Source organism: Euzebyales bacterium (assembly GCA_036374135.1).
Classification (GTDB): domain Bacteria; phylum Actinomycetota; class Nitriliruptoria; order Euzebyales; family JAHELV01; genus JAHELV01.
Genome location: DASUUK010000074.1, coordinates 35,841 through 59,818, shown reverse-complemented (window position 1 = coordinate 59,818; position 23,978 = coordinate 35,841). Strand labels below are relative to the sequence as shown.

The 23,978-nt window shown below is 71.4% G+C and carries 17 protein-coding genes; 8 read left to right on the top strand and 9 right to left on the bottom strand.

What is annotated here, in order from left to right; translation table 11 throughout:
* Positions 1-160: 160 nt before the first annotated feature.
* Together ppdK and VFZ70_12605 are read right to left on the bottom strand one after the other, a co-directional pair.
* Complete coding sequence (ppdK, locus tag VFZ70_12610; protein HEX6256639.1) at positions 161-2,866, bottom strand: pyruvate, phosphate dikinase; 2,706 nt, start codon at positions 2,864-2,866, stop codon at positions 161-163.
* Positions 2,867-2,875: 9 nt separating this feature from the next.
* Complete coding sequence (locus VFZ70_12605) at positions 2,876-3,322, bottom strand: hypothetical protein (GenBank protein ID HEX6256638.1); 447 nt, start codon at positions 3,320-3,322, stop codon at positions 2,876-2,878.
* Positions 3,323-3,660: 338 nt separating this feature from the next.
* Here VFZ70_12605 and VFZ70_12600 point away from each other — a divergent pair, with 338 nt between their 5' ends.
* The 3 genes from VFZ70_12600 to VFZ70_12590 all read left to right on the top strand — a co-directional run bounded on the left by VFZ70_12600 (position 3,661) and on the right by VFZ70_12590 (position 8,151).
* Positions 3,661-5,220, top strand: coding sequence for an MFS transporter (locus tag VFZ70_12600; GenBank protein HEX6256637.1), 1,560 nt, complete (start codon positions 3,661-3,663; stop codon positions 5,218-5,220).
* Positions 5,221-5,763: 543 nt separating this feature from the next.
* A complete protein-coding gene (locus tag VFZ70_12595; protein HEX6256636.1) occupies positions 5,764-7,155 on the top strand; it encodes a multicopper oxidase domain-containing protein in 1,392 nt (463 codons plus the stop codon).
* Between the two features lie 477 nt (positions 7,156-7,632).
* Positions 7,633-8,151, top strand: coding sequence for a PH domain-containing protein (locus VFZ70_12590; protein HEX6256635.1), 519 nt, complete (start codon positions 7,633-7,635; stop codon positions 8,149-8,151).
* Positions 8,152-8,162: 11 nt separating this feature from the next.
* Here the strand turns inward: VFZ70_12590 and VFZ70_12585 are convergent, their stop codons facing one another.
* Entirely contained in the window at positions 8,163-9,614 is a 1,452-nt protein-coding gene (locus tag VFZ70_12585) for a peptide ligase PGM1-related protein (protein ID HEX6256634.1), read from the bottom strand.
* 25 nt (positions 9,615-9,639) lie between these two features.
* Entirely contained in the window at positions 9,640-13,002 is a 3,363-nt protein-coding gene (locus VFZ70_12580; GenBank protein HEX6256633.1) for an error-prone DNA polymerase, read from the bottom strand.
* Between the two features lie 450 nt (positions 13,003-13,452).
* Here VFZ70_12580 and VFZ70_12575 point away from each other — a divergent pair, with 450 nt between their 5' ends.
* The 3 genes from VFZ70_12575 (at position 13,453) to VFZ70_12565 (ending at position 17,746) form a co-directional block, all read left to right on the top strand.
* Positions 13,453-15,675 carry a PQQ-binding-like beta-propeller repeat protein gene (locus tag VFZ70_12575; protein HEX6256632.1) on the top strand — a complete coding sequence of 741 codons (2,223 nt, stop codon included), beginning with the start codon at positions 13,453-13,455 and terminating at the stop codon, positions 15,673-15,675.
* Between the two features lie 68 nt (positions 15,676-15,743).
* The gene (locus VFZ70_12570) at positions 15,744-16,979 is read left to right on the top strand and encodes a Na/Pi symporter (protein HEX6256631.1); all 1,236 of its coding nucleotides are present in this window, start codon (positions 15,744-15,746) and stop codon (positions 16,977-16,979) included.
* Between the two features lie 77 nt (positions 16,980-17,056).
* Positions 17,057-17,746 carry a PhoU domain-containing protein gene (locus VFZ70_12565; GenBank protein HEX6256630.1) on the top strand — a complete coding sequence of 230 codons (690 nt, stop codon included), beginning with the start codon at positions 17,057-17,059 and terminating at the stop codon, positions 17,744-17,746.
* A 111-nt stretch (positions 17,747-17,857) separates the two neighbouring features.
* Here VFZ70_12565 and VFZ70_12560 read toward each other — a convergent pair whose 3' ends face one another.
* The 5 genes from VFZ70_12560 to VFZ70_12540 form a co-directional block, all read right to left on the bottom strand.
* On the bottom strand, positions 17,858-19,459 hold the full coding sequence (locus VFZ70_12560) for a DNA polymerase Y family protein (GenBank protein HEX6256629.1): 1,602 nt from the start codon (positions 19,457-19,459) through the stop codon (positions 17,858-17,860).
* Positions 19,456-20,136 (bottom strand): hypothetical protein, encoded by a 681-nt coding sequence (locus VFZ70_12555; protein HEX6256628.1) that lies wholly within the window; start codon positions 20,134-20,136, stop codon positions 19,456-19,458. Before VFZ70_12555 ends, VFZ70_12560 begins: the two co-directional genes overlap by 4 nt.
* A gap of 130 nt (positions 20,137-20,266) precedes the next feature.
* On the bottom strand, positions 20,267-20,464 hold the full coding sequence (locus VFZ70_12550; protein ID HEX6256627.1) for a PspC domain-containing protein: 198 nt from the start codon (positions 20,462-20,464) through the stop codon (positions 20,267-20,269).
* A gap of 121 nt (positions 20,465-20,585) precedes the next feature.
* On the bottom strand, positions 20,586-21,476 hold the full coding sequence (aztB, locus tag VFZ70_12545) for a zinc ABC transporter permease AztB (GenBank protein HEX6256626.1): 891 nt from the start codon (positions 21,474-21,476) through the stop codon (positions 20,586-20,588).
* 70 nt (positions 21,477-21,546) lie between these two features.
* Complete coding sequence (locus VFZ70_12540) at positions 21,547-22,521, bottom strand: metal ABC transporter substrate-binding protein (GenBank protein ID HEX6256625.1); 975 nt, start codon at positions 22,519-22,521, stop codon at positions 21,547-21,549.
* Between the two features lie 112 nt (positions 22,522-22,633).
* Between VFZ70_12540 and aztA the strand changes: the two genes are divergently transcribed.
* Positions 22,634-23,425, top strand: coding sequence for a zinc ABC transporter ATP-binding protein AztA (gene aztA, locus VFZ70_12535; protein HEX6256624.1), 792 nt, complete (start codon positions 22,634-22,636; stop codon positions 23,423-23,425).
* Complete coding sequence (locus tag VFZ70_12530; protein ID HEX6256623.1) at positions 23,422-23,937, top strand: Fur family transcriptional regulator; 516 nt, start codon at positions 23,422-23,424, stop codon at positions 23,935-23,937. Before aztA ends, VFZ70_12530 begins: the two co-directional genes overlap by 4 nt.
* The last annotated feature ends 41 nt before the right edge of the window (positions 23,938-23,978 follow it).

Below are 23,978 nucleotides of genomic sequence, written 5' to 3'. Positions count from 1 at the left end.
GCTCCGGGACCGTTCGACTAACGGGACTGTACGCTAATCGCTTGCAGGCGGCAGCGTCAACGCTCAGCCGCACACGGTCCACGCGGACGTGCGTCGCGGCGATCACGACCGGTGGCGTGGGCAGCATCTGGTGGCGGGTCCCTTGACATCTCGCTCAGCGTCACGCCTCGTCGAGCGCGGCGTGGGCCGCCGCAAGTCGTGCGACCGGCACCCGGTACGGCGAACAACTGACGTAGTCGAGTCCGTGCGCGTGGCACCACGCGATCGATGCCGGGTCGCCGCCGTGCTCTCCGCACACGCCGGTCTCCAGGTCCGCACGGGCGTCCGTGCCACCGGTCACCGCCAGCCGCATGAGCTCGCCGACGCCGTCGACGTCCAGGGAGGTGAACGGATCGTGGTCCAGCACTCCCTGACGGACGTAGTCGACGAGGAAGCTGGTCTCGGCGTCGTCGCGGCTGATCGCGAACGTGGTCTGGGTGAGGTCGTTCGTGCCGAAGGAGAAGAAGTCGGCCGACGCGGCCAGCCTGCCCGCGAGCACGGCGGCGCGCGGTGTCTCGATCATCGTGCCGACCTTGTAGGCGATGTCGACCCCGCGGTCGTCCAGCACCGACCGTGCGGTCGTGTCGATGAGGTCACGCGCGCGCGCCAGCTCCGTCGGATCGGCGACGACCGGGACCATGATCTCGGGTCGTGGTTCGTAGCCCTGGTGCGCGCAGTCACACGCCGCCTCGATGATGGCGCGGGTCTGCATCTGCAGGATCTCGGGATGCCGGAGCGCGAGGCGGACACCGCGCAGGCCGAGCATGGGGTTCGTTTCCCGCAGTGCGGTGACGCGCCGCAGCACGTCCTCGTCGTCACGCAGTTGCCGCAGCAGCTCGTCGACCTCGTGCAGCGACCCTGCGGACGTCAACCGCAGCTTGGAGTCGGTGATCCGCTCGGACAGCTCGTCGACGGTCGGGAGGAACTCGTGCAGTGGCGGGTCGACCAGGCGGATGATCACCGGGAGGCCGTCCATCACGCGGAACAGGCCGACGAAGTCGGCGCGCTGCAGCGGAAGCAGCTCGTCGAGTGCCTCACGACGCTCGGCGGACGAGTCGCTCATGATCATGCGCTGCATGATCGGCAGGCGGTCGGTGGCGAAGAACATGTGCTCCGTGCGGCAGAGCCCGATGCCCTCGGCTCCGTAGGTGCGGGCAAGCTCGGCATCGGTCGGCGAGTCGGCGTTGGCGCGCACGCCCAGCCTGCGCATGCCGTCGGCCCAGGACAGCAGCCGCGACAGCCACGTGTCGCTGATGTCGGGCACGAACGTGTCGAGCCGTCCGATGAAGACGTCGCCGCTGCTGCCGTCGAGCGACACCCAGTCACCCTCGGCGATGACCTCGCCGTTGATGGTCGCCCGCTTGCCGAGCAGGTCGATCTCGAGCGCGCTGACTCCGACGACCGCCGGCTTGCCGAACTGGCGTGCGACCAGGGCCGCGTGGCTCGTGCGTCCGCCCCGGGTGGTCAGGATGCCCTCGGCGGCGAGCATGCCGTGGACGTCGTCGGGCTTGGTCTCGGGGCGCACCAGCACGACGCTCCGGCCCTCGCGACCCCAGCGCTCGGCGGTGTCCGGATCGAACGCCACCGCGCCGACGGCCGCGCCCGGCGACACGTTCAGTCCGTGCGCGACGAGCCGGCCGTCCGCGTCGGCCCGGTTCCGGGCGGACGCCTTCAGCTGGGGGTGGAGGAAGAAGTCGATGTTGGCGGGCGTCACGCGGCGCACCGCGTCAGCGCGCTCGATGAGGCCCTCGCTCGCGAGGTCGACCGCGATCCGCACCGCAGCCTGTGCTGTCCGCTTGCCGTCGCGTGTCTGCAGCAGCCACAGCTTGCCGTCCTCGATAGTGAACTCGATGTCCTGCATCTCGCGGTAGTGCTGTTCGAGCGTGCGTGCCATCTGCTGGAGCTCGGCGTGGACATCGGGCATCGCCTCCGCCAGCGCGTCGATGGGCTGCGTGGCGCGGATGCCCGCCACGACGTCCTCGCCCTGGGCGCCCGGCAGCCAGTCGCCCTCGAGCCCTGGCGCGCCGGTGGCTCCGCTGCGGGTCATCGCGACGCCCGTCGCAGACCGCCCGCTGAGGTTGCCGAAGACCATCGTCTGCACGTTGACCGCGGTCCCCAGGTCGTGGGGGATGCCCGCGGCCGTGCGGTAGTCGATGGCGCGCCGCCCGTTCCAGGACGCGAAGACGGCCTCGACGGCCATGCGCAGCTGCTCGAACGGATCGAGCGGGAACTGCGGCGCGATATCGCGGAACCGGCCGACGATCGTGCGCAGATCGTCGGCGGTCAGGTCCGCGTCGCTGGTGACCGCGCGCCCGGCGCGGGCCTCGGCGAGCACCTGCTCGAACAGCTCGTCACGGAGGCCGAGCACCACGGTGCCGAACATCTGCACGAGCCGCCGGTACGAGTCGTACACGAAGTGCTCGTCGCCGGTCAGGCGCGCCAGCCCCCGCGCGGTCTCGTCGTTGAGCCCGATGTTGAGGACGGTGTCCATCATCCCGGGCATCGAGAACTTCGCCCCGGACCGGCACGACACCAGCAGCGGCCGCTCGGCGTCGCCGAACGTCTTGCTGGTCTGCTTCTCCACCACCCGCAGGGCGTCGCCGAGCTGGTCCCACAGGCCGGCGGGAAGTGTCCCGTCGGCGTCCAGGTATGCCAGGCACGCAGCCGTGGTGACCGAGAAGCCCGGCGGCACGGGTATGCCGAGGCGAGTCATGTCGCCGAGGTTCGCCCCCTTGCCGCCGAGCAGGCCCCGGACGTCCTCCCAGTCCTCGAGCCGTTCATAGACCTCGTCGACCTGATCGAAGCGGTAGACCCAGGTGGTGGACATCGCGACCCGTCAGCTCCGCCCGGCGCCGACAGGCTCATTGGCGGGTGTCCCCACTGTCTGCATCCTGACGTCGCGGATGCCCAGCCCGATCAGGATGAACAGGATCCCGACGGCGATCGCCATCGCCGACACGCCGAAGGCCAGGATCGACGTGAACAGCGACGCCTGGAGGAACGACGAGTCCATCGCGACCTCGCGGACGGGGTCCTCACGGTCGAGCTCGGCGTAGGTCATCCCGCCGGTGGCGTCGAGCGTGTGCACCTGGATGATCTCGGCCTGGCAGTACGCCGTCAACGGTCCGTTGACCTCCTGCTCCGGCAGGCAGGCGTCATCGGGGGTCACGATGTTCTGCTCGGCGAGGGTGCTGCTCACGAGTATCCAGGTGGCGATCCCGCCGACGACCATCAGAGCGCCGAGGATGATGGAGCCGATCGAGGCGTATTGACGCAGTGCCATGGCGAAGCCCTTTTGTCGCTGAAGCATGTCGGGTGGCGACGCCGACCTGCCGCCACCGCGGTGGAGGTCGGACGTCGGGTCTGATGTCGTTCAGGTTCGGCGATCGGCCGGCGGAACGGACGGGTCGGTCGTCCCCAACCGCGCGGGTCCTTCGGTCGGGTTCCGCAGCCAGGTGGCGACGGCCCGCCGAAAACGTCCGAGGACGTCGATGCACGCCCGATCGATCGGCGGCGTCGGCCACCGAACCCAGGGGACGGGCGACGCACCCTATCATCGCCGCGGGTGGCCGTCCGGTCGCCCGGGACGCCCCGTCGGCGGCGTCAGGAGGCGACCCGACCATGACGTCAGCAGACGCGGCCGCCGGTCTGCGGCTCGACGAGGCCGCCGGTCGGTGGGTGTTGGCGGCGACCGTCGCCGGGTCGACGAGTGCGTTCCTGTTGGCGACCGTCGTCAATGTGGCCCTGCCTGCCATCGGACGGGACCTCGGTGCCGGCGTCGCCGGCAGGCAGTGGATCGTCACCGGCTACCTTCTGACCCTGTCGTCCGCGATCCTGCTGGGCGGCAGCCTGGGGGACCGCCTCGGCCGGCGCCGCGTGTACGTCATCGGTGTCATGTGGTTCGCGGTGGCCTCCGTGCTGTGCGCGTTGGCGCCGACGCTTCCGCTGCTCGTCGCCGCACGCGTGCTCCAGGGCATCGGCGGCGCGCTGCTGACGCCGGGAAGCCTGGCGATCCTCCAGGCGTCGTTCGCGCCGCAGGACCGGGCCCGCGCCATCGGTGCCTGGTCCGCGCTCGGGGCGATCGGGCAGCTGGCCGGGCCCGTGCTCGGCGGGTTGCTCGTCGACACGGTCGGGTGGCGGTCGGTCTTCGTGCTGCCGCTGCCCCTGTGCGCGTTCGTGGTCTGGGCGTCGCTCGTGCACGTGCCCGAGAGCCGCGACGGGACGGTCAGCGGCCGCCTGGACGTGCCCGGCTCGGCGCTGTCGATCGTGGCGTTGGCCGGGGTGACCTACGCGGTGATCGAGGCGCCGCGCTCGGGCCTGTTCGACCCGCTGCTGCTCTCGGCGCTTGTGCTCGGGATCGGCGCGGCGATCGCGTTCGTCGTCGTCGAGCGCCGCGAGCCCAACGCCATGCTGCCGCCGTCGATCTTCGCGTCGGCGCAGTTCACCTGGGCCAACATCCTCTGCTTCGTCGTCTACGCCGCGCTCGGCGGCGTCAGCTTCCTGCTCGTCCAGCACCTGCAGATCGTGCTCGGCTACACCGGCACGCAGGCTGGCGCCGCGTTCGTCCCGGTGTCGCTGATCATGTTCGCGCTGTCGGAGCGCTCCGGTGCGTTGGCGCAGCGCATCGGACCGCGCCGCCCGCTGACCGTCGCGTCGCTGGTGCTGACCGTCGCCATGGTGCTGCTGGGCATGCTGGACGCCGGCGACAGCTACGTCACCGCGGTCCTGCCGGCGGCCGTGGTCTTCGGGCTGGGCCTGGCCGGGCTCGTGGCACCGGTCACGGCAACCACGCTCGCTGCCGCCGACGAGCGGCACTCGGGGGTGGCCAGCGGCGTCAACAACGCCGTCAGCCGCGTCGCGCAACTGCTCGCCACGGCGGCGCTGCCGGTCGCGGCGGGACTGACCACCGACACGGCCGACATCCCGGCGGACGTCTTCGCGGCGGGCTTCACGAGTGCGATGTTCATCACCGCCGGACTGACGCTGACCGGCGCGGTGATCGCCTGGACGCGCATCAGCGACGACGTGCTCGCCGACGGCGGGGCACGCCCGCGAACCGCCGAGGACCGGGCGCGCCGGCGTGACAGAGCGCCGGTCGATCGCTGGCACTGCGGGGTCGAGAGCGCCCCGCAGCGCGTGCACGCCGCCCACCCGCGACATCGGAGCGACGGCAAAGGGTGACGTCGTCACGGGACCTGACGCATCGGTCGCCGTCTCCAGGTGCACCGTAGGGCGCTCGACGCCACATCCTGAGGACCCCCGTCCCGCGCTGCGACGTGAGCGCTGGGCCGACCTCAACGGCGAGTGGGGCGTTCGCGTTCGACGATGAGGATGTCGCCGCGCCCGGTGCTGGCAGGACGTCGGTGCATCGGTGCTACGGGGTGACCGGACGCCGAACATCGATCCGGCCGCCGGCGGGAGATCACCGAGCGCGCGCAGGCACGGCGGTCGGGTCGCGTCTGACCGGCTCACGCACCTCGCGCGGCGGTACGCGACCGACGGTCCGACCCGGCGCGTGGAGCCGGCGAGTTCCCGGCACGGGCGCCGGCGGCTGACCCCGACCGGCCCCGTTGCCGGCCTTCGGGAGGCCGTCGGTGCAGGCCGTTCGGGCGGTTCGGGCGATATCACGGGACCATCGGGGTCCCACACGCGGGCCGGTGGTCCTGTCGGGCCCCACCATGCTTGTGATTCTTTTCACAGCTCAGCGACGGAGAGGATGACCAGATGGCAGAGGACAGGTTCGAAGTCAACTGGCCGGCGTTCCTGGCGATCGGCATCGGTGCGTTGGCCCTGTTCCTGTCGATCTTCGCCCTGGGTCGAGCCCTGGCCTCGCCGCTGGACGAGCAGCGATTGTCCGATGCGCCGCCGATCAGTGACGATGCCGGCAACATCGGCGTCGAGTTGGACGAGTTCGCCATCCAGCCTGCCGAAGTCGAGGTCGTATCGGGGTCCACGGTCGGCGTGACGAACACCGGTGGGATCCCCCACAACATCGAGGTGGTCGACACGGACGTGGCGACCGGGGACCTCAACGCCGGTGAGTCGGTCGATCTCGATGTGTCCGGCCTCGATCCGGGCACCTACACGTGGATCTGTTCGATCGAGGGCCACGAGGCCGCCGGCATGACCGGCACGCTGACGCTCGTCGGGGACGAAGGCGCAGCTGAGCAGCCGGACGGCGAGGGCAGCGCCGCCGGCGACGGCGCGGCTGCGCAGGCGATGGTGAGCGCGGCCGAGATGGAACAGGCGATGGCCGACTCGATCGGCGCCTTTCCCGCCGAGACCGAGGGTGAGGGCGGCGCGGCGCTCGAGCCGGACGTGCAGTCCGACGGCACGAAGCTGTTCGAGCTGACCGTCGACGAGACCGAGTGGGAGGTCGAACCGGGCAAGGTCGTCGACGCGATCGCCTACAACGGCGTCGTGCCGGGACCCACGATGAAGGTCGACGTCGGGGACAGGGTCACCATCCGTGTGCACAACGAGCTCGACGACACCGGCACAAGCCTCCACCCGCACGGCCTGAAGGACCACGACTTCGAGATCGACGGTGTGACGTTCATCTCGCAGGATCCGATCGCGCCCGGTGACAGCATGAGCTACACGTTCGTCGCCGACCAGGAGTCGGTGATGACCTACCACAGCCACCACATGAGCCTCGAGCAGGTACCCAACGGGCTGTTCGGCACCATGATCGTCGGCGACTACGCCGACAGCGCCGGCGTCAACGGTGTCGTCGACGAGCAGGTGATGATCCTCAACGATGCCGGGAACGTGGGCCTGACGCTGAACGGCAAGTCCTTCCCGGCAACGACGCCCTACGCGTACAAGGCCGGCGACAAGGTGCTGGTGCACTACGCCAACGAAGGGCAGATGGCACACCCGATGCACCTGCACAACCAGCCGGGGACGGTGATCGCCAAGGACGGCTACATGCTGCCGCGCGGTGCCCGCTACACCGGCGACACGTTCAACATCGCACCGGGCGAGCGCCTGTCGGTCGTCTACGAGATGAAGACCCCCGGCACGTGGGTCTGGCACTGCCACATCCTCTCCCACGTCAAGCGCACCGACGGCACGATGTTCGGGATGCTCACGGCCGTGATCATCGACGAGTGATCACGGCCGGCGGCACCTGACCGCCCCCGGGCCGGTGTCCCGGCCCGGGGGCGGCGCCTCCCGGCACGTCCATCTCCATCGGCGCGCGACCGCGGACTGGATGGCTGCGGACCCGGTGGTCACCGACGTCCGCGGGTTCGTCGTCGCGTCCCGTCGCTGGTGGCCGGACCGGTGGGGCCGGGAACAGGGGGCCGTTCGTACTGGAGCCGAGCCTGCCCGGGTGCTCGCGGTCGGCTCCCGTCGCCGTGCAGTTCGTGCACGAGGTGCTGCGCGGCGCCTGACCCGCGGACGAGCGGGACGACAGTAGAATCCGGACGGTCGCCGGTTACAAGGTGACCGGGACAGCTCCGGAACGCGCCATCGACCCAGATCCGTGCGGAGTCCGGGCAGCAGGGATCCAGCTCGTGCGACATCGACACCAGTCCGCGGTCGGCCGGGGGTAGGTACGGCCGGCGACGTACACACCGGGCAGCGACCGTGAGCGACGGCGACACGGAGCTGTCGGAGCTGCGCCCGCAGGTCTCGTCGATCCCGTTGCCGAACATCTCAGGCTACCTGCTGCACGGCGAGGAGATCAACTACATCAACCGTAAGCATCCGATCGTGCTCGTCGGTCCGGTGCTGGGCACGCTGGCCCTGCTCGTGATCGCCGGCATGCTCGTCTCGGCATCAGGTGCGGGCATCATGGTCGGGTTGTTCGGCTGGATCTTCGTCGCGGCCATCGTGGCGTTGCTCGTGCGCGTGCTGCTGTGGGCGCGCACCGTGCTGGTGATCTCGAGCCGTCGTGTCTTCGAGTATCGGTCGCTGATCATCAAGGGCGCCGCGATCAAACCCGTGTTCCGGCAGGGCATCCTGTTCCGCCAGGGCCCGATCGGTCGCTGGTTGAACTACGGCACCGTCATCACCAGGTCACCGACCGGTGACCCGATCCACGTCTTCCGCTGGATCCAGAACCCCCGTGCCTTCTACAGGGCACTGACCGACCAGGCGCACTGAGCCCGCGTCCCCTACGCCGTTCCGCTGGTCAACAGAGCGGTGAGCTGGGCGAACATCGCTTCAGCCTCGTCGTGTGAACGCGCGATTGCGACCGCACCGACCTTGCCGTGCTCCGGCAGGGCGCCCATGAGGTGGAGGGTGACACCGGTGCCCGTCGCCCGGTCGAACGCCAGGCCGGCCGTCCGCACCCGCGCGATGACCACTTCCGGCGACGTTCCCACGAGGCTCGGGTCCTTGAGGTTGTCGCTGGCGATGTAGACCCGGGGGCCGTCGTCGGTGAGCAGGCCGTCGGCGTGGGGGTCGGTGGTCGCGCCGGTCGCCGTCTGGGCCATGCCGAACGGATGGGTCGTGCCGCCGAGGCGCAGGTTGATCTCCGACAGGTGGACGCGGTGGCCGTCGTCGTGGTCGACGACGGTGTAGTCGATCCCGTACGGGCCGACGACACCGGCATCCGCCAGTTGACGGCCCACGGCGACGGTGTGGTCGATGATCTGCGCGCGGTAGGCCCGGTCGGCGGGGAACCGACAGCCCAGGTAGACCTGCCCGCCGGGACCGCCGAGCATCTGATCGTGGGTCGACAGGACCGTCAGGCGACCGGTCGGCGAGATCCATGCCTGGGCGCTCGGTGATGCCGTCCGGCCGGTCACCAGCTGTTCGACGATCGCGCCCTCGTCCTGGATCTTCGCCGTGAACGACGTCCAGGTCTCGCCGGGGGCGCAGAAGACGGTCTCGCGGTCGGCCAGCGCCGCCGACCGTCCGCTCCACGTGACTATCGCGTTGCCCTGGCCGGAGAACCCGTTGTTGAGCTTCACGACGACCGCGTCCACCCCGTCGTGCGCACGACGCAGCTCGTCGACCGCGGCGCTGATCGCCTCGGTCGACCACAGATCCTCCATGCCGGGCAGGACGTTCACACCGGCCGCACGCGCCGCTCGGCGCGAGCCGGTCTTGGAGCCGTGCGCGATGAGATCGGGGTGCGCGGCGAACAGTGGTGCGCCCAGCTCGACGGCGACCCGGCGCTCGGCCTCGGTGACGTTGAAGGGCAGGATCACCGCGCGGTCAGTGTCGCCGCCGAGCGCGGTGCGCACGCGATCGAGCGCGTCGGCGTCGTCCGCCAGGTCGTAGGCGAGCCCGCGCCCCGAGAACCGGCCCACGGTCACGAGCGCCAGCCGCGACCGCGCGTCGGCGGGATCGGGCAGGAAGTCCAGGTAGTAGTCGATCACCGCCGGATCGATCGGCAGGGAGGTCACGTAGGTGATCCGCGCGGCGGGATCGGCGAGCTGCAGCAGCAGGTACAGCAGCCGTTCCTCGTAGCGTTCGATCGCGGTGATCTTGACGAGCTCGCTGGGAGGGAAGCTCAGCGACGGGAGCACGATCAGCGGCCCGTGCGTCGACAGGCCGGCGTCGACGCGGTCCGGCAGGGTCTTCTGAATGGTGTCGAAGGACAACGGTTGGGTCAGCACGGCTGCCCAGCCTAGACGGTGGGGATCAGCGGAAGTCCCGTGACCGGCCGGTCCCCAGGTGCAGATCCAGGCGATCGATCCGGGTGGCGATCAGGTTGACCACACCCTCGGCGCGCTCCAGCCGGCCGTGCACGACCAGGGCGCTGCTGCTGCGGGCGATGGTCCGGTAGCGGGTCCAGACCCCCTCGGAGCACACGACGTTGACCAGGCCGGTCTCGTCCTCGAGGTTCATGAACGTCGTGCCACCAGCGGTGGCGGGGCGCTGCCGGTGGGTCACCACGCCGCCGACTGCCACGACACGGTCCGGCTCAGCGGTGTCGAGGTCGGCCGCGGTCAGCACGCCGTCACGACGCAGCCGGTCGCGGACGAACGCCATGGGGGCGGCGGTCGTCGTCACCCCCGTCGCCCACAGGTCGGCGCCGACCTCGTCGAACAAGGTCATGGGAGCCAGCTCGGGCGCGGTGGTGCCGGTCGTCGTGTGCTCCAGTTGGTCGGGTGCGGCGCGGGCGGCGGCGCCGGCGGCCCACAACGCGCGTCGCCGTCCCGACACCAGGGGTTCCAACGCGCCGGCGGTGGCCAGCGCCTCGGCCTGGGCGACCGCCGGCCGGCACCGCCGGACGAGGGCATCCAGGCTGTCGTACGGTGCGCCGGCGGCGATGCGCTCCGCCAGGTCGTCGCTGACCGTACGGACGTGCGACAGCCCCAGCCGCACCGCCAGCGCCCCGTCCGCCGGGTGCCGCTCCGCCAGCTGCTCGTCGGGGACCCCTGCCGGCTGTGGGGAAGATCCGTCGGTTGGGTGTTGACAGGTCTCCCCAGAGGGGTGGGTGAGGGGTTCCAGCGTGGTGGCGGCCGCGCTGGCGTGCACGTCGGGGCCGCGGACCACCACGCCGTGGCGCTCGGCGTCGGCGATCAGGGTCTGGGGCGCCCAGAACCCCATGGGCTGGGCGTCGAGCAGCGCGGCCAGGAACGCCGCGGGGTGGTGCAGCTTCAGCCACGCCGACGCGTAGACCAGGTAGGCGAAGCTGACCGAGTGGCTCTCGGGGAAACCGAAGTTGGCGAACGCCAGCAGCTTGTCGTAGATCTGGTCGGCCACCTCCCCGGTGATCCCACGGGTGGCCATGCCCGCGTAGAACCGGTCCCGCAGGCGCTCCATGCGCTCGCGGCTGCGCTTGGCGCCCATCGCCTGGCGCAGCTCGTCGGCCTCGGTGGCGGTGAACCCGGCCACCTCGACCGCGATCTCCATCATCTGTTCCTGGAACAGCGGCACGCCTCGGGTCTTCGCCAGGGGCTTCTCGAGCAGCGGGTGCAGGTAGGTGACGTCCTCCACCCCGTTGCGGCGACGGATGTAGGGGTGGACGGATCCACCCTGGATCGGTCCGGGACGGATGAGCGCGACCTCGACCACCAGGTCGTAGAACTCCCGCGGCTTCAACCGGGGCAGCGTCCCCATCTGCGCGCGGCTCTCGACCTGGAAGACCCCGATCGAGTCCGCCCGCGACAGCATGGCGTACACCGCATCCTCCTGCGGGATGTGCGCCAGGTCGATCGCGGTCCGCTCGTGGGCGGCGATCAGGTCCACGGCGCGGTGGAGCACCTCGAGCATCCCCAGCCCCAGCAGGTCGAACTTGACCAGGCCGATCGCGGCGCAGTCGTCCTTGTCCCACTGCAGCACGCTGCGGTCGGGCATCGTCGCCCATTCGACGGGGCAGACGTCGATGACCGGTCGGTCGCAGATCACCATGCCGCCCGAGTGGATGCCCAGGTGGCGCGGGAACCCCTCGAGCTGGGCCGCCAGGTCGACGACAGGCTCCGGCACCGCGTCCGGGTCTGGTGATCCCCGCCGGCCGGCTCGCTTGCGCTCGCCCTCTGGTGATCCCCGCCCGCCGGCTCGCTGGCGCTCGCCCTCTGGTGAACCCTGGGCTCCGGCGGACGGCGCGGCGACCTCGCGCAGCGGGCCCCAGCCGTCGAGCCGCCGCGCCCAGCGGTCGAGCTGGCCGGGGGAGAAGCCCAGCGCCCGGCCGGCGTCGCGGATCGCCGACCGGGGCCGGTAGGTGATCACGTTGGCGACCTGCGCGGTGTGGTGGCGTCCGTACCGCCCGTAGACGTACTGGATGACCTCCTCGCGTCGACCACTCTCGATGTCGAGGTCGATGTCGGGAGGCCCGTCGCGCGCGGGGGAGAGGAACCGTTCGAACAACAACTTCAGATCGACCGGATCGGCCTTGGTGATGCCCAGCGCGTAGCACACCGCGGAGTTGGCGGCCGACCCACGTCCCTGGCAGTAGATGTTGGACCGTCGGCAGAACTCCACGATGTCCCACACGATGAGGAAGTAGCCGGGGAACCCGAGATCGGTGATCGTGGTCAGCTCCCGCTCGATCTGCAGGTAGGCGCCGGGCACCTGCTCGGCGTCGGGTGCCCCGTAGCGGCGCAGGGCGCCCTCCATCGTCAGCTGTCGCAGCCAGCTGGCCTCGGTGTGGCCGGCGGGTACGGGGAAGTCGGGTAGCCGCGGAGCCACCAGGCGCAGGTCGAACGCCGATGCGAGTGCCAGGTCGGTCGTGGTCTCGAGCACGCCGGGGTAGCGGGCGAAGCGGGCGGCCTGTTCGGCGCCGGACCGCAGGTGCGCCGTGCCGGCGGCGGGCAGCCAGCCATCGAGCTCGTCGATACTGCGACGTGCCCGGACGGCGGCCTGCGCGCCGGCCAGGTGGGCGCGTTGCGGCGTGGCGTAGTGGACGTTGTTGGTGACGACGGTCTCGACCCGGCAGCGGGTGGCGAGATCGGCGAGTGCGTCATTGCGGCCGGTGTCACCCGGGTCGCCGTGGTCGATCAGCTCGACCTTGACATGACAGCGACCGAACACCGAGATCAGGTGCTCGAGCTCGCGGTGCGCGGCGTCGAGGCCGTCGCTGGCCAGCGTCTGCGGCACGACGCCCTTGCGGCAGCCGGTCAGCACCGCCCAGTGACCGTCCGCCAGCTCGCCGAGCTCGTCGAGATCGGCGACGGGTGCGCCCTTGCTGCCACGGAGCTGCGCGAGGCTGAGTGCACGGGACAGGGAGGCGTACCCCACCGGATCGCGGGCGATGACCAGGAGGTGGCGTCCCTCGGGATCGGCCATCCCGTTGCCGCGGGTGGCCGAGCCGAGGGTGAGCTCGGCGCCGAACACCGTGCGCAGGTTCAGCGCTCCCGCCGCCTCGGCGAAGCGGACGACGCCGTACAGACCGTCGTGGTCGGTGAGGGCGCAGGCCTCCAGACCGAGTCGCGCGGCCTCCTCGGCCAGCTCCTCGGGATGGGAGGCGCCGTCGAGGAAGCTGAAGTTGGAGTGGCAGTGCAGCTCTGCGTAGGGGGTGGCGGACACCGGCCCGGTCGACCGCGGTGGTTCGTAGGGCATGCGACGGCGTGACCAGGCAGGGCTGTCGCCCCCGTCGGCGATGTCAGGCGCGTTCCGCGCCCGCCCGTCAGCGCGGCGCTGCGAGGTGTCACCCAGCCGATCGGCGAGCTCCCGCCATGGCATCGGGGGGTTGTGCCATCCCATCGGTGCGAAGTCTACTCGAACGCATGTTCGATGCTGTGGCCCCCTCTGCCGCTTCCGCATGAGATTGGGGCTGGTAGGGGTCACGCGTGAACGTGATGATGTCGGGTATTCGAAACGGCAGTGCGACAGGGAAAACGCCGAAAGTGATTGCAGGATCTCGTTGGGTTACCGTCCGGTCGATCCGGTGGTCGTCCACCTATCCTCACTTCCGGCATGGCGGCGTCGCCCCTGCCCGCACAGCCCTGCCGTGGTGGCCAGGCCGCCGCGCACCCGTGTCCGTCCTCGTGCAGGAGGCACCACGTACACATGGCCGCGTCCGCTGACGTGGCGTCCGCGCCACCACCGTCAATCGGCGACACCGTCGCGGGCTACCGCATCGAAGCGCATCTGACGACGGACTCGGTCTCCTCACTGCACCGGGCGGTGCCGGATGGCACGGACGGCGCGACGCCCCTGCCGGTGGTGCTCCGCGTGAGCCGGCCCCTGTCCGATGACGAGGCCGGGCACCTGGTCGCGACGCGGTACCTGCGCGCGGTCAGCGCGGCAGTGGGGGTCAGCCACCCCACGCTCGTCCCGATCCTCGACGCCGGTCGGTCCGACGATCGGGTGTACGTCGCGACCGCCGCCGTGGACGGCGTCACCCTCGACCGGTACGTGCGCGATCACGGTCGGCTCGCACACGACGACGCGGTCGCACTGCTGAGCGATCTCGCGGAGGCACTCGACCACGCCCACGCAGCCGGTGTCGTGCACGGCGCGGTGAGCCCCCGCACGATCATCGTCCACGGGGTAGGGCAGAACGGACCTCGGATCAGCCTGCGCGGTTTTGGCATCGCCACGCTGCTGACCCATCGGGCGACCACGGACCGGGCGGCGATCGATCTCGCCGACATCGCCTACGTGGCACCCGAGCGGTTGCGCGGGCGGGCGATCGACGGTCGCGCGGACCAGTACAGCCTGGCGTGTGCGCTCCACCACTGCGTCACGGGTGGCCCACCGTTCCAACGCGACACCGCCGCAGGGTTGTTCGGCGCCCACATGTTCAGCGCCGTACCGGTCCATCCGACGTTGCAGACGGACGCGGACCGCGATCTGGTCGGGGCGTTGCGGGCGGGCATGGGCAAGCGACCCGATCAGCGGCACGCGTCGTGCGCCGATCTGCTGCGCGCGACCGGCAGGACGGGGTCGCTGCGCGTCGCCGTCGGCGCTGCGTGGAGCACCGGGGACATCGCGGTCGCCCGGAACGCCCGGGACGCTGCCCCGCCCGGGTCGCCCGCAGCAGCGCCGTCGCGCAACGGCCGGGGACCGCGAACGGGGCGCGCGTCGCGACGTGCCGGCCGGGTGGCACCCGGATGGCCGCTCGCCACCCTGGCCGTGATGTTGGGCATCATCTCCACGCTGGCGCTCGCCTCGGTCGTGCGTGACCGGGACCTCGACATCGTCGGCGTCGACCTTCCGGACAGCGTGGCCTCGGGCTCGCTGACCGCGGCCGACGACACGCCGCCCGCTGCGGGGGTCGCATGGCAGCGCGCCGTCGGTGACGAGCCGTTGCACGATCTGCGCGTTGTGGGCGACACCGCGGTCACGGCCGCGGCACACGACGTCGTCGCGGTCGCCGCCGGTGACGGGACGAGACGGTGGACGCGCCGGATCGACATCGGCGTGCTCACCGACATCGCCGTTGCCGATGACGTCGTGGCCCTGCGCGGTGCGCAGTTCCGCGGTCTGTCGACGCGTGACGGCACCCGCCTGTGGCAGCAGGCGGACATCGTGGCTCCCATCAACTCGTTGGCCACGGCCGGTGGGTCCATCTACGGCATCGGTGTCGGCCGCGTCGCGCCGGAACTGCTGGCCCTCGATGCGGAGACCGGCGGCGGCGTGTGGTCCTTCGACGGCGACGGACAGCGCATCGACGACGGGGCGATTGTCGCCGCGACGGAGGACGCGGTCGCCATGCTCGACAGCGAGACGCTGTGGGTGCTGGATCCGGACGGTCCGGTGGTACGTGACAGCCTGGGCGGCGGTGCACGTCCACGCGCCCGTTGGCAGGTGCAGGTCGACGATCCGTGGCTCGACTCGCTGGCGCTGCTGCCCGATGTCGTGGTCGTCGCCGACCGCTCGGGCGACGTCTGCGCGTACGACCCGGCCGATGGCGTGCCGCGGTGGTGCGAGCCCGTCGACGGGATCGCGGAGCAGGCGCCGACCATCATCGCCGACCGCGACACCGTCGTGGCGGTGGTCGGCTCGGGCGCCACCGCGCTGTCGATCGAGTCCGGGGCGCGGCGATGGGAGTTCGAGGCGGAGCGGGAACTCACGCCGATCGCCACGAGCACCGGACGCCACGTCATCGTCAGCGATGTCGGAGGCGGCGCACGCGGGTTGGATCTCGCGACAGGGTACGAGGTCTGGCGCGCGTCGGGCTTCGGCCGGATCACGTCGCTCGCCGGCACGCCGGACGCCGTGTACGCCGGCACCCGCGACGGCCTGCTCGTCCGGCTCGAGCCGCCGCTCGCCGACACCACGTCCTGAGCGACCGTTCACCCCACGTTCATCTGGCGTACGCCGTGCCGTTGTCCGTCATCCAGATCATGGCAACCATGAGCGACCACCTGCAGTCACGACCTGACGAGGCCGTGACCGATGCCCAGGCGCGCCCTCACACGCCGACGCCGCCACCGACCACCATGATCGACATCGAGTCGACGGGAGACATCCGGACGACGCACCACTCTCCGGTGTGGGTGCACGCGGCGCGGCTCGTCGCGCTGGTGGCACTGCTGTACGGATTCCTCGTCGGCATCGACATCCTCGGCGAGGGCATCTCGGGGCTCGGATCCAATACGGCCGGTTCCCTGTTCCGTGGCGTCGCCAACCCCATCGCCGGTCTCGCGGTCGGTGTGCTCGCCACGGTGCTCGTCCAGTCGTCATCGGTCTCGACGTCGACGATCGTCGCGCTGGTCGGCACCGGCGTGCTCTCGGTGTCGGCGGCCGTGCCGATGGTCATGGGCGCCAACATCGGGACCACCGTGACCAACACGCTGGCGTCCCTCGGTGCCGTCCGGCGCACCAACGACTTCCGACGGGCGTTCGCCGGGGCGACCGTGCACGATCTGTTCAACCTGCTGGCCGTGGGTGTCCTCCTGCCGCTGGAACTGCTCACGGGCGTGCTCTCGCGGACCGCCATCGCGTTGAGCGGCCCGTTGGCCGGCGCGACCGGTGGCGAGTTCGAGAGCCCGCTCAAGGCCGCTGTCGGTGCCGGAGCGGCAGCCTTCGAGTCACTGGTCGGTGTCGTTCCCGGACGGGCGAGCGCAGTGCTGCTGATCGTGCTGGGCCTCGGTCTGCTGTTCGTCACCCTGGCGTTGATCACGAAGAACATGCGACTGCTCATCGCAGGTGCGGCGGAGCGCTCGCTGAACGCGGTGCTGGGTCGCAGCGGTGCGCTCGGCATCCTCGTCGGCGTCGCGCTGACCGTGGCGGTCCAGTCGTCGAGCATCACGACGTCGCTGCTGGTACCGATGATGGCGGCGGGCGTGTTGACCCTGCCGAACGCCTACCCGATCACGCTCGGTGCGAACGTGGGTACGACCGTCACGGCGCTGATCGCCGCGCTGGCCGTGCCGCAGGTCGAGGGACTGCAGATCGCGCTCGTCCACCTGTTGTTCAACCTGGCCGGCATCCTGCTGTTCTTCCCGGTGCCCGCGATGCGGCGGATCCCGATCGCCGGTGCGGAGCGGTTGGCCGACCTGGCGGCACGACGTAAGTCGGTCGTGCCCGCGTACATCGTCGGCGTGTTCATCGTGGCGCCCGCCGTGGCGCTGTTCATCCTCGGGTAGCGGGCGCTGTTCCGGGGGACACGCGCCCGATACCGGCGCGGTACGGTGCGTGCAACGCTGGGTGAGGGGAGCCGAGGATGCCGCGACGCCGTGACAGCCTGGACCGGGTGCTGGCGGGTTTCATCGTCATGCTGCACGAGGCGCGCGAGGCGCTGACGACGGCGCTGGCGGCACGACTCGGTGAGATCGATCCGGCCACCGCCCACGGCCGGGTCGCCACGCTGGAGGAGCGGGCGGATGCGGCGGAGATCAGCATGCGCAGGCAGTTGCTGATCCACGCGACGGTGCACGGGGCCGGTGACATGCCCGCGTGCCTGACCTACATGAGCATCGCCAAGGACGCTGAGCGGATCACCGACCTGGCACTGGGCCTCAGCGGTCTGGCGGCGCTGATCACGCCGCCGACCGGGTCCGTACGCGACGATCTGGCACAACTTGGTGGCGCGGTCGTCGCGGTGCTCGAGGAGCTGCCGACGGTGATCGAGCACGAGGACGTCGACGGCGCGCGGGATCTGATCAAGCGTGCGCGCGCTGCCCAGCAGGCGTGCCTGGCGCGCCTGGACGACGTGGTGCGAAGTGAGTCGGAGACCGGTGTACCGCATGCGACCGGAGACACGGCACCAGGAAGGTGGGACAGCTCGACGCAGCCGGTGGCGCTGGCGCTGACATATCGTCACCTGGGACGGATCGCCGCCAACGCGCTCAACATCGCCTCGTCTGTGGTGGTCCCGCTGGATCGTCTGGACTACCCGTCGACGCTCGAGTGATCCGCGCCTGACATCGTCGGTGCCCGTGTCGGGGCGCCGGCCGCGGTCGCGGATCGGGGCCCGGCGGCACACGGTGAGCGTGGCGTGCGCGACGGCGGTGTGGCGTCGGCGTCAGTCGTAGGTCGCCTCGACCCACCACCGGCCGTCCTCCAGCGCCAGCAGATGGGCGGTGCCGTCGGACAGCGCCATCTGGAAGCGCGCCCGTCGCCGCGCCTGGGCGTCATCCCACCAGCGCTCGTCGACCGGCCAGGGTCCGGCCCACCCGACCAGGTCGAGCCACGGTCCCGCGGCGATCGACACGCGGGACGGCTCACCGGTTGCGGTGCACCGTGACGTGACAACCACCGGTCGGTCGAACCGGTCGCGGACGTCGGCCGGCAGGGGGGCGGCATGGACGACCGCCGGGGCGGGCGGTGGCAACCTGCCCGGCCACGGTGGCATCTCGACGCCGGTGGGCACCCGAACGGTGACGGTCCCCGGCAGGCCGGGGCGCGCCGGCTCCCGTGGATCGCCCCAGGCGACCAGTCGCACCTGGTCGGCATGGGTGCGCCCGCCGCCGATCACCGCGGTGTGCACCCGCTCCTGGCCCAGCAGGCCCTGCACGCGGCCCAGCGTCCGCCGGACCTGGGCGTCGATGGTCGCGTGGGTGTCCCACAGATCGGGCTGCACCTCGCCGGCCGGGGCACACTCGTCGGCGTGCAGGCGTACCAGCGACACCCCTGCGGTCGGACGGTTCGAGCTGTTCGACCAACCCTCCAGCTGCCAGCGCAGCCGGTCGACCATGGCGGCGGGTGTGAACGCCCCGTCCAGGTGCCGCCACAACCGGACCTGTTGTTCGTCGTGTACGGTCTCGAGCTCCACCGCCAGCCGCATGCACACCAGACCCGCGCGCTGCAGCCGCTGGTGCAGCGACTCGGCCAGCCCGCGGCCGGCGAAGGCCACCACGTCGACCCGCGCCGCGGGCGGGTCGAACGGTTGGCTGACCAGCAGCTCGGTTCTGGGGGGGTGGGGGACCAGCGGACGCTCGTCCAGGCCACGGGCCAGCCGGAGCGCCCGTGCGCCGTCGTTGCCGAACCGGTCGAGGACGTCGCGGTCGTCGCATGCGGCCAGCGCCCCCAGGGTGGTGATCCCCAGACGACGCAGCAGGTCGGTCAGCTCGGGGCGGTCCAGGGTCGAGACCGCGAAGGGGGCCAGGAAGGCGGCGGTCCCGCCCGGTGGCACCACGACGCGGCGGCTGGCTGCGAGCAGCGCCCCGAACAGCCCGTCGGCGATGCCGACCCGGCACCGGTCCTCGCGCTGATCTGTAGGGGAGATCTCTGCCAACACATCCGTGACGGCGTCGGCGATCCCGGCCACCAGCGCAGCGTCGCCGCCGAAGTACCGCGACGGACCCCTGGTCGCCAGCGCGACCACGCCCGGTCGGACGATCTCCACGCGAGGGCTGAACGCGGCGACCGCGGTCGCGACCGGCTCGAACGCCCGCGCCTCGGCGTCGGGTGCGGAGGGCAGCAGCGTCAGGTCGGGACAGCGGGCCTGTGCCTCGCGTTGGCGTTGGCCGCGTGCCACCCCGGCGGCGCGCGCGGCCGCGCTCGCGGCGACCACCCTGTGGCTGGCGAGGACCGCCGCCGGCCGGCCGGGCGCGATGCCCGCGGCCGTCAGCGGCCAGTCGGTGCACCCGACCACCAGCGTGCGGCGCGCGGCGTCCCGCGTCACGCGACGCCGCTCCGGTTCCGCTCGTCGTCGCGATGCAGCGGAGTGGCGGTGGCGACGGGTCGTGCCGCAGAGACCTCACCGTCCTGATCGGGCAGCCACACCCCGGCATGGCGGGGGCGTCCGGCAAGCCGCCTCCCTTCGGCACGTACACGGACCTGTCGACCGCGCAGGTGACCCGCACCCCATCCCAGGCCCTCCCACACCGCGGCGGTGCCGGTCATGCTGACGTCGAACGACCACCCCGTCGACGCATGGTCCGGCAGCACGAGCAACGCCCGGCGGCGTTCACGGACCCGGGCCGCCAGCCGGCGCTGCGCCGCGGCGGCGGGTCGGGAGGGTGGGCGCAGCGCGACGACCTCGAACGCGTCGAGCAGCGCCGCGACGATCGTCGGCCAGTCGGGTCCGGGATCGGGCACCAGCACGAACCGCTGCAGATCGACGCCGGCTCCTTCGGCGGCCAGCAGGCCCAGCGAATCCAGCCCGACCGCGGCGCACCAGGCGCCGGCCGCGTTGGGGGCTGCGAGCAGCGCGAGGAGCAGGGACGTCGCGCCGGTGCCGGACACACCGACGATGCTGCCCCGTCGCAGCGCGGCGTCGGGGAACAGCGGCTGCAGGGCTGGTGCGGTGGGCAGCAGGTGGTCACGCCGTCCGGTCAGCGTCGATGCTGGTGCGACCACGGCTCCGGGAGCTTGTTGGGACACACATCACAGTATCGAACATGTGTTCGACGAAGGCAACGCCGCTGACCGGTCAAGGGTCGATCGGGTGGACGGGGCGACGATCATGGGTCACCGTCCCACGGTCGTCCTAGGGCTCGTCGGGCATCACGATCCAGGCCACCAGGTAGAACACGGCCTGCGGGCCGGGGATCAGGAACGACACCAGGAAGGCGACCCGCACCACCGTCGGGTCCAGGCCGAAGTAGTCGGCGATGCCGCCGCACACGCCGGCCAGCACACGGTGGTGGCGGGAGCGGTACAGGCGTCGGGGTCTGGTGGACGACATGGTGGGCTCCTGACGTCGATCGCCGTCCGTGGGAACTGCTACGACGGTAGAGCCGTCGGCGGCCCGGGACGCTCAGGGATCTTCCTGATCTTCGATGCCGCGACGGATCGCCGATCAGGGATCAGCGGTGGCTGCCCGCTCCCGCGATCGCGCGCCGTGCGGCCGGCCGGTGCCGTGTGGCGTTGCGCAGTTCGGTCACCGCCAGCACGACGAAGAAGGTCGCGACCGCGACCCCGGCCATCGCCGCTCCCGCCGCCAGATCGAGGTGGTAGCTGGCCAGCAGACCCACGTAGACGCTCAGGACTCCGATGACGACCGCGGTCGACATCATCGCCGCCACCCGTCGCGCCAACAGGCTCGCAGCCGCCGGCGGGGCGATCAGCAGACCGTAGACCAGCAGGTTGCCGACGGTCTGGAACGAGCTGATGATCGCGACGGCGATCAACGCCAGCAGCACCACCCGCGCCGCCGCGGGGTGCAGGCCCAACCCCTGCGCCTTGCGTTCGTCGAAGCTCAACGCCAGGAACGCGCGGTGGAACACGACGACGCCGACCAGCGTCACGACGACCGCCACGGCCTGCACGACGATGGCTCCCGGTGGCGTGCCCAGTGCGGCTCCGAACAGGAAGCCCAGCAGGTCACCCGCGTAGGACGCCCCCCGCGAGATGATCATCACGCCGAGCGCGAGCATCCCGATGAACAGCAGGCCGATGCCGGCGTCCGCCGGCAGGTGCGAGTGCCGCTGGACCGCGTCCACGCCGGCGATCATGACGACGGCCGCGACGCTCGCACCCACGATCGTGGCGGTCGCGTTGCCACCGGCCAGCAGGTAGGCGACCGCGATGCCGGGGAGCACGCCGTGTGCCAACGCGTCGCCCATGAAGGTCAGGCCCCGCAGCACCACCCAGGTGCCGACCAGCGAGCACGTCACCGCCGCCAGTGCGCCGGCCAGCAGCGCCCGCTGCATGAACGCGGCCGTGAAGGGCTCGATGAGCACCTCGATCGGCGTCATGGTCACCTGCTCGTGTCGTCGGGTGTGTGCGGCCGCGCTCGCGCGCCGCCGGCGGTTCCGGCCGTGCGGTTCACGGACGCAGCGCCTCGCTGATGCGTTGGGCGTCCGTCTCCAGCATCTCCAGGTACGTCGTCGCCTCGTCGCCGGTGCCCAGTGATCCCGTGTAGAGCTCGACGACCTGGACGTCCGTGCCGGTCTCGCGCGCGAGGGTCGCGGCGAGCTGCGACGGTGCGGTGCTGTCGGTGAAGATCGCCGGGACCTCCTCGCGTCGGATGGCCTCGGCGAGCGCCTCGATCTCGCGCGCGCTCGGTTCGCCGCCGGTCGACACCCCCGGGATGACGGTGCCGACGATCCGCAGATCGTAGCGGTCGGCGAAGTAGCTCAGCGACGCATGGTTGCTCACCAGCGTCCGACGCTCGCTCGGGATGTCGGCCAGCATCTCCTCGATCCGGCGGTCCAGGTCGGCCAGTTGTCCGGCGTACGGCTGCGCGCGGTCCGCAGCGGCCTGCGGTGCATCGGTCTGGACGCCGATCTGCCTGCCGAGGGCGCGGACCGCGTCCGCCATCCGTGCCGGATCCATCCAGATGTGCGGGTCGACGGCGTCGTCCCTGCTCGTCCCGTGGTCATCGTCGTCATCGGCGGCCAGGGTGTCGACGTGGTCGGCGGCGAAGAAGATCGGGACGCCGGCCGCCGCGGCCTCGTCGAGCGCATCGTCGAGTCCCTCCTCGAGGCCCGCGCCGTTGGCGACGACCAGATCGGCGTCGGCCAGCTCCGCGATCTGGCGCGCCGACGGCTCGAACGTGTGGGGATCGGCGCCCGCGTCCATCAGTACCGAGACCCGGTCGTCGTCCGCGGCGAGATTGCGGGCGACGTCGCCCATGATCGCCGTGGTCGCGACGATCGCAACGCCGCCGGGCCCGGGTTCGCTCGCGGTCGTGGCCGCCTGCGACGTGCACGCCGTCAGCAACGCAACGATCGCCAGCCATGCCAGTCCGCGCGGACCGGAGGCGCGCCGGCAGCGGTGCATGTGGGAAGCGCTGCGCATGGGGATGTCCAGATGATATCGGGAACGATGTTCAACAAGAGGGTCGATACAGGTGTACCATGCACCTGGTAATCATTGCCAACTTCGAGCCCCCGACCGATCGGACGTGCCAGTGGCTCCACCGGTTGTCGAGGCCACGGCGGTCGCCGTGGCCTACGGGGCGCGTGTCGTGCTGCGGGCCTGCGATCTCCGGCTGCCCGGAGGTGCGGTCACGGCGCTGGTCGGACCCAACGGGTCGGGCAAGTCGACGCTGCTGTCGGCGATCGCCGGCCTGGTGCCCGTGACGGCCGGGGATCTGCGGGTGCTCGGCAACCGTCCGGGGCGCAACGGCCTGTCCGCCCGGGTCGCCTACGTGCTGCAGTCGACGCCGGCCAACCAGTCGCTTCCGGTGACCGTGCGCGAGGTCGTGACCATGGGCCGCTACGCGCGCCGCGGCCTGCTCGGCCGCCTGACGGCCGCCGACCGCCGGGCCGTCGACGCCGCGCTCGACCGTCTCGACATCGCCGATCTGGCTGACCGCCACCTCCGAGAGCTCTCCGGAGGTCAGCGCCAGCGGGTGCTCGTGGGCCAGGGGCTGGCGCAGGAGGCCGAGCTGCTGCTGCTCGACGAGCCGGTCACAGGTCTGGATCTCGCGAGCCGCGAGGCCATCATGTCGGTCACCTCCGACGTCCGCGATGCGGGCGGGGCGGTGGTCGTGGCCACCCACGACCTCGAGGACGCCGAGCGTGCCGACCACGTGGTCCTGCTGTCCGGCACAGTGGTCGCGGCCGGCTCCCCGGCCGAGGTGATCACCGCCGCGAACCTGCGGGCGGCGTACCGTGGCCGGCACGTCACCGACGAGCCGGGCGTCGCCCACCTCGACGAGCATGTCGGCTGCCAGGACGTCGTGGTGGATCGCCGATGAGCGCCACGCACCACAACGGCGACCGCGCGGTCGGGCAGACCACGACCGACGACGTGAGCATGACCTCGGAGGCACTGCGCGAGGCGGGTCTGCGCGCCACGCGACAACGGGCGACCGTGCTCGACGCGCTGCGCGGCCGGCCCGACGCGATCACGGCCCAGGACCTGCACGGCGAGCTGCGCGCCGGTGGCGAGCCGGTGGGCCTGACGACCGTCTACCGCACCCTCGCGTCCCTGGCGGATGCCGGGTTGCTCGATGCCATCCCCCGTGACGGCGAGCAGGCGTTCCGGTTGTGCTCGGAGGACCATCACCACCATCTGATCTGCGAGTCGTGCGACCGGGTCGACGAGATCACGGCCGAGGAGGTCGAGCGGTGGGTCGACGCCGTGGCGTCGCGCCGCGGGTTCCACGTGACCGGTCACCGGGCCGACATCTTCGGCCTGTGCGCCGGGTGTGGCACGTCGGACCTGCCGCCTGACGACGCCCAGTCGGGGAGCTCGCCGGTCAGGTAGCGCCGGACGCGCCGCCCCGCGAGGCGCCAGGAATCGGTGTG

Excerpts from the sequence above, each read along its gene's own strand:
- VFZ70_12550 (HEX6256627.1), bottom strand. The coding sequence starts at position 20,464 with ATGTCGTCCACCAGACCCCGACGCCTGTACCGCTCCCGCCACCACCGT.
- VFZ70_12575 (HEX6256632.1), top strand. The coding sequence starts at position 13,453 with ATGGCCGCGTCCGCTGACGTGGCGTCCGCGCCACCACCGTCAATCGGC.
- VFZ70_12595 (HEX6256636.1), top strand. The coding sequence starts at position 5,764 with ATGGCAGAGGACAGGTTCGAAGTCAACTGGCCGGCGTTCCTGGCGATC.
- ppdK (HEX6256639.1), bottom strand. The coding sequence starts at position 2,866 with ATGTCCACCACCTGGGTCTACCGCTTCGATCAGGTCGACGAGGTCTAT.
- VFZ70_12580 (HEX6256633.1), bottom strand. The coding sequence starts at position 13,002 with ATGCCCTACGAACCACCGCGGTCGACCGGGCCGGTGTCCGCCACCCCC.
- VFZ70_12605 (HEX6256638.1), bottom strand. The coding sequence starts at position 3,322 with ATGGCACTGCGTCAATACGCCTCGATCGGCTCCATCATCCTCGGCGCT.
- VFZ70_12540 (HEX6256625.1), bottom strand. The coding sequence starts at position 22,521 with ATGCGCAGCGCTTCCCACATGCACCGCTGCCGGCGCGCCTCCGGTCCG.
- VFZ70_12565 (HEX6256630.1), top strand. The coding sequence starts at position 17,057 with ATGCCGCGACGCCGTGACAGCCTGGACCGGGTGCTGGCGGGTTTCATC.
- VFZ70_12600 (HEX6256637.1), top strand. The coding sequence starts at position 3,661 with ATGACGTCAGCAGACGCGGCCGCCGGTCTGCGGCTCGACGAGGCCGCC.
- VFZ70_12570 (HEX6256631.1), top strand. The coding sequence starts at position 15,744 with ATGAGCGACCACCTGCAGTCACGACCTGACGAGGCCGTGACCGATGCC.
- aztB (HEX6256626.1), bottom strand. The coding sequence starts at position 21,476 with ATGACGCCGATCGAGGTGCTCATCGAGCCCTTCACGGCCGCGTTCATG.
- VFZ70_12530 (HEX6256623.1), top strand. The coding sequence starts at position 23,422 with ATGAGCGCCACGCACCACAACGGCGACCGCGCGGTCGGGCAGACCACG.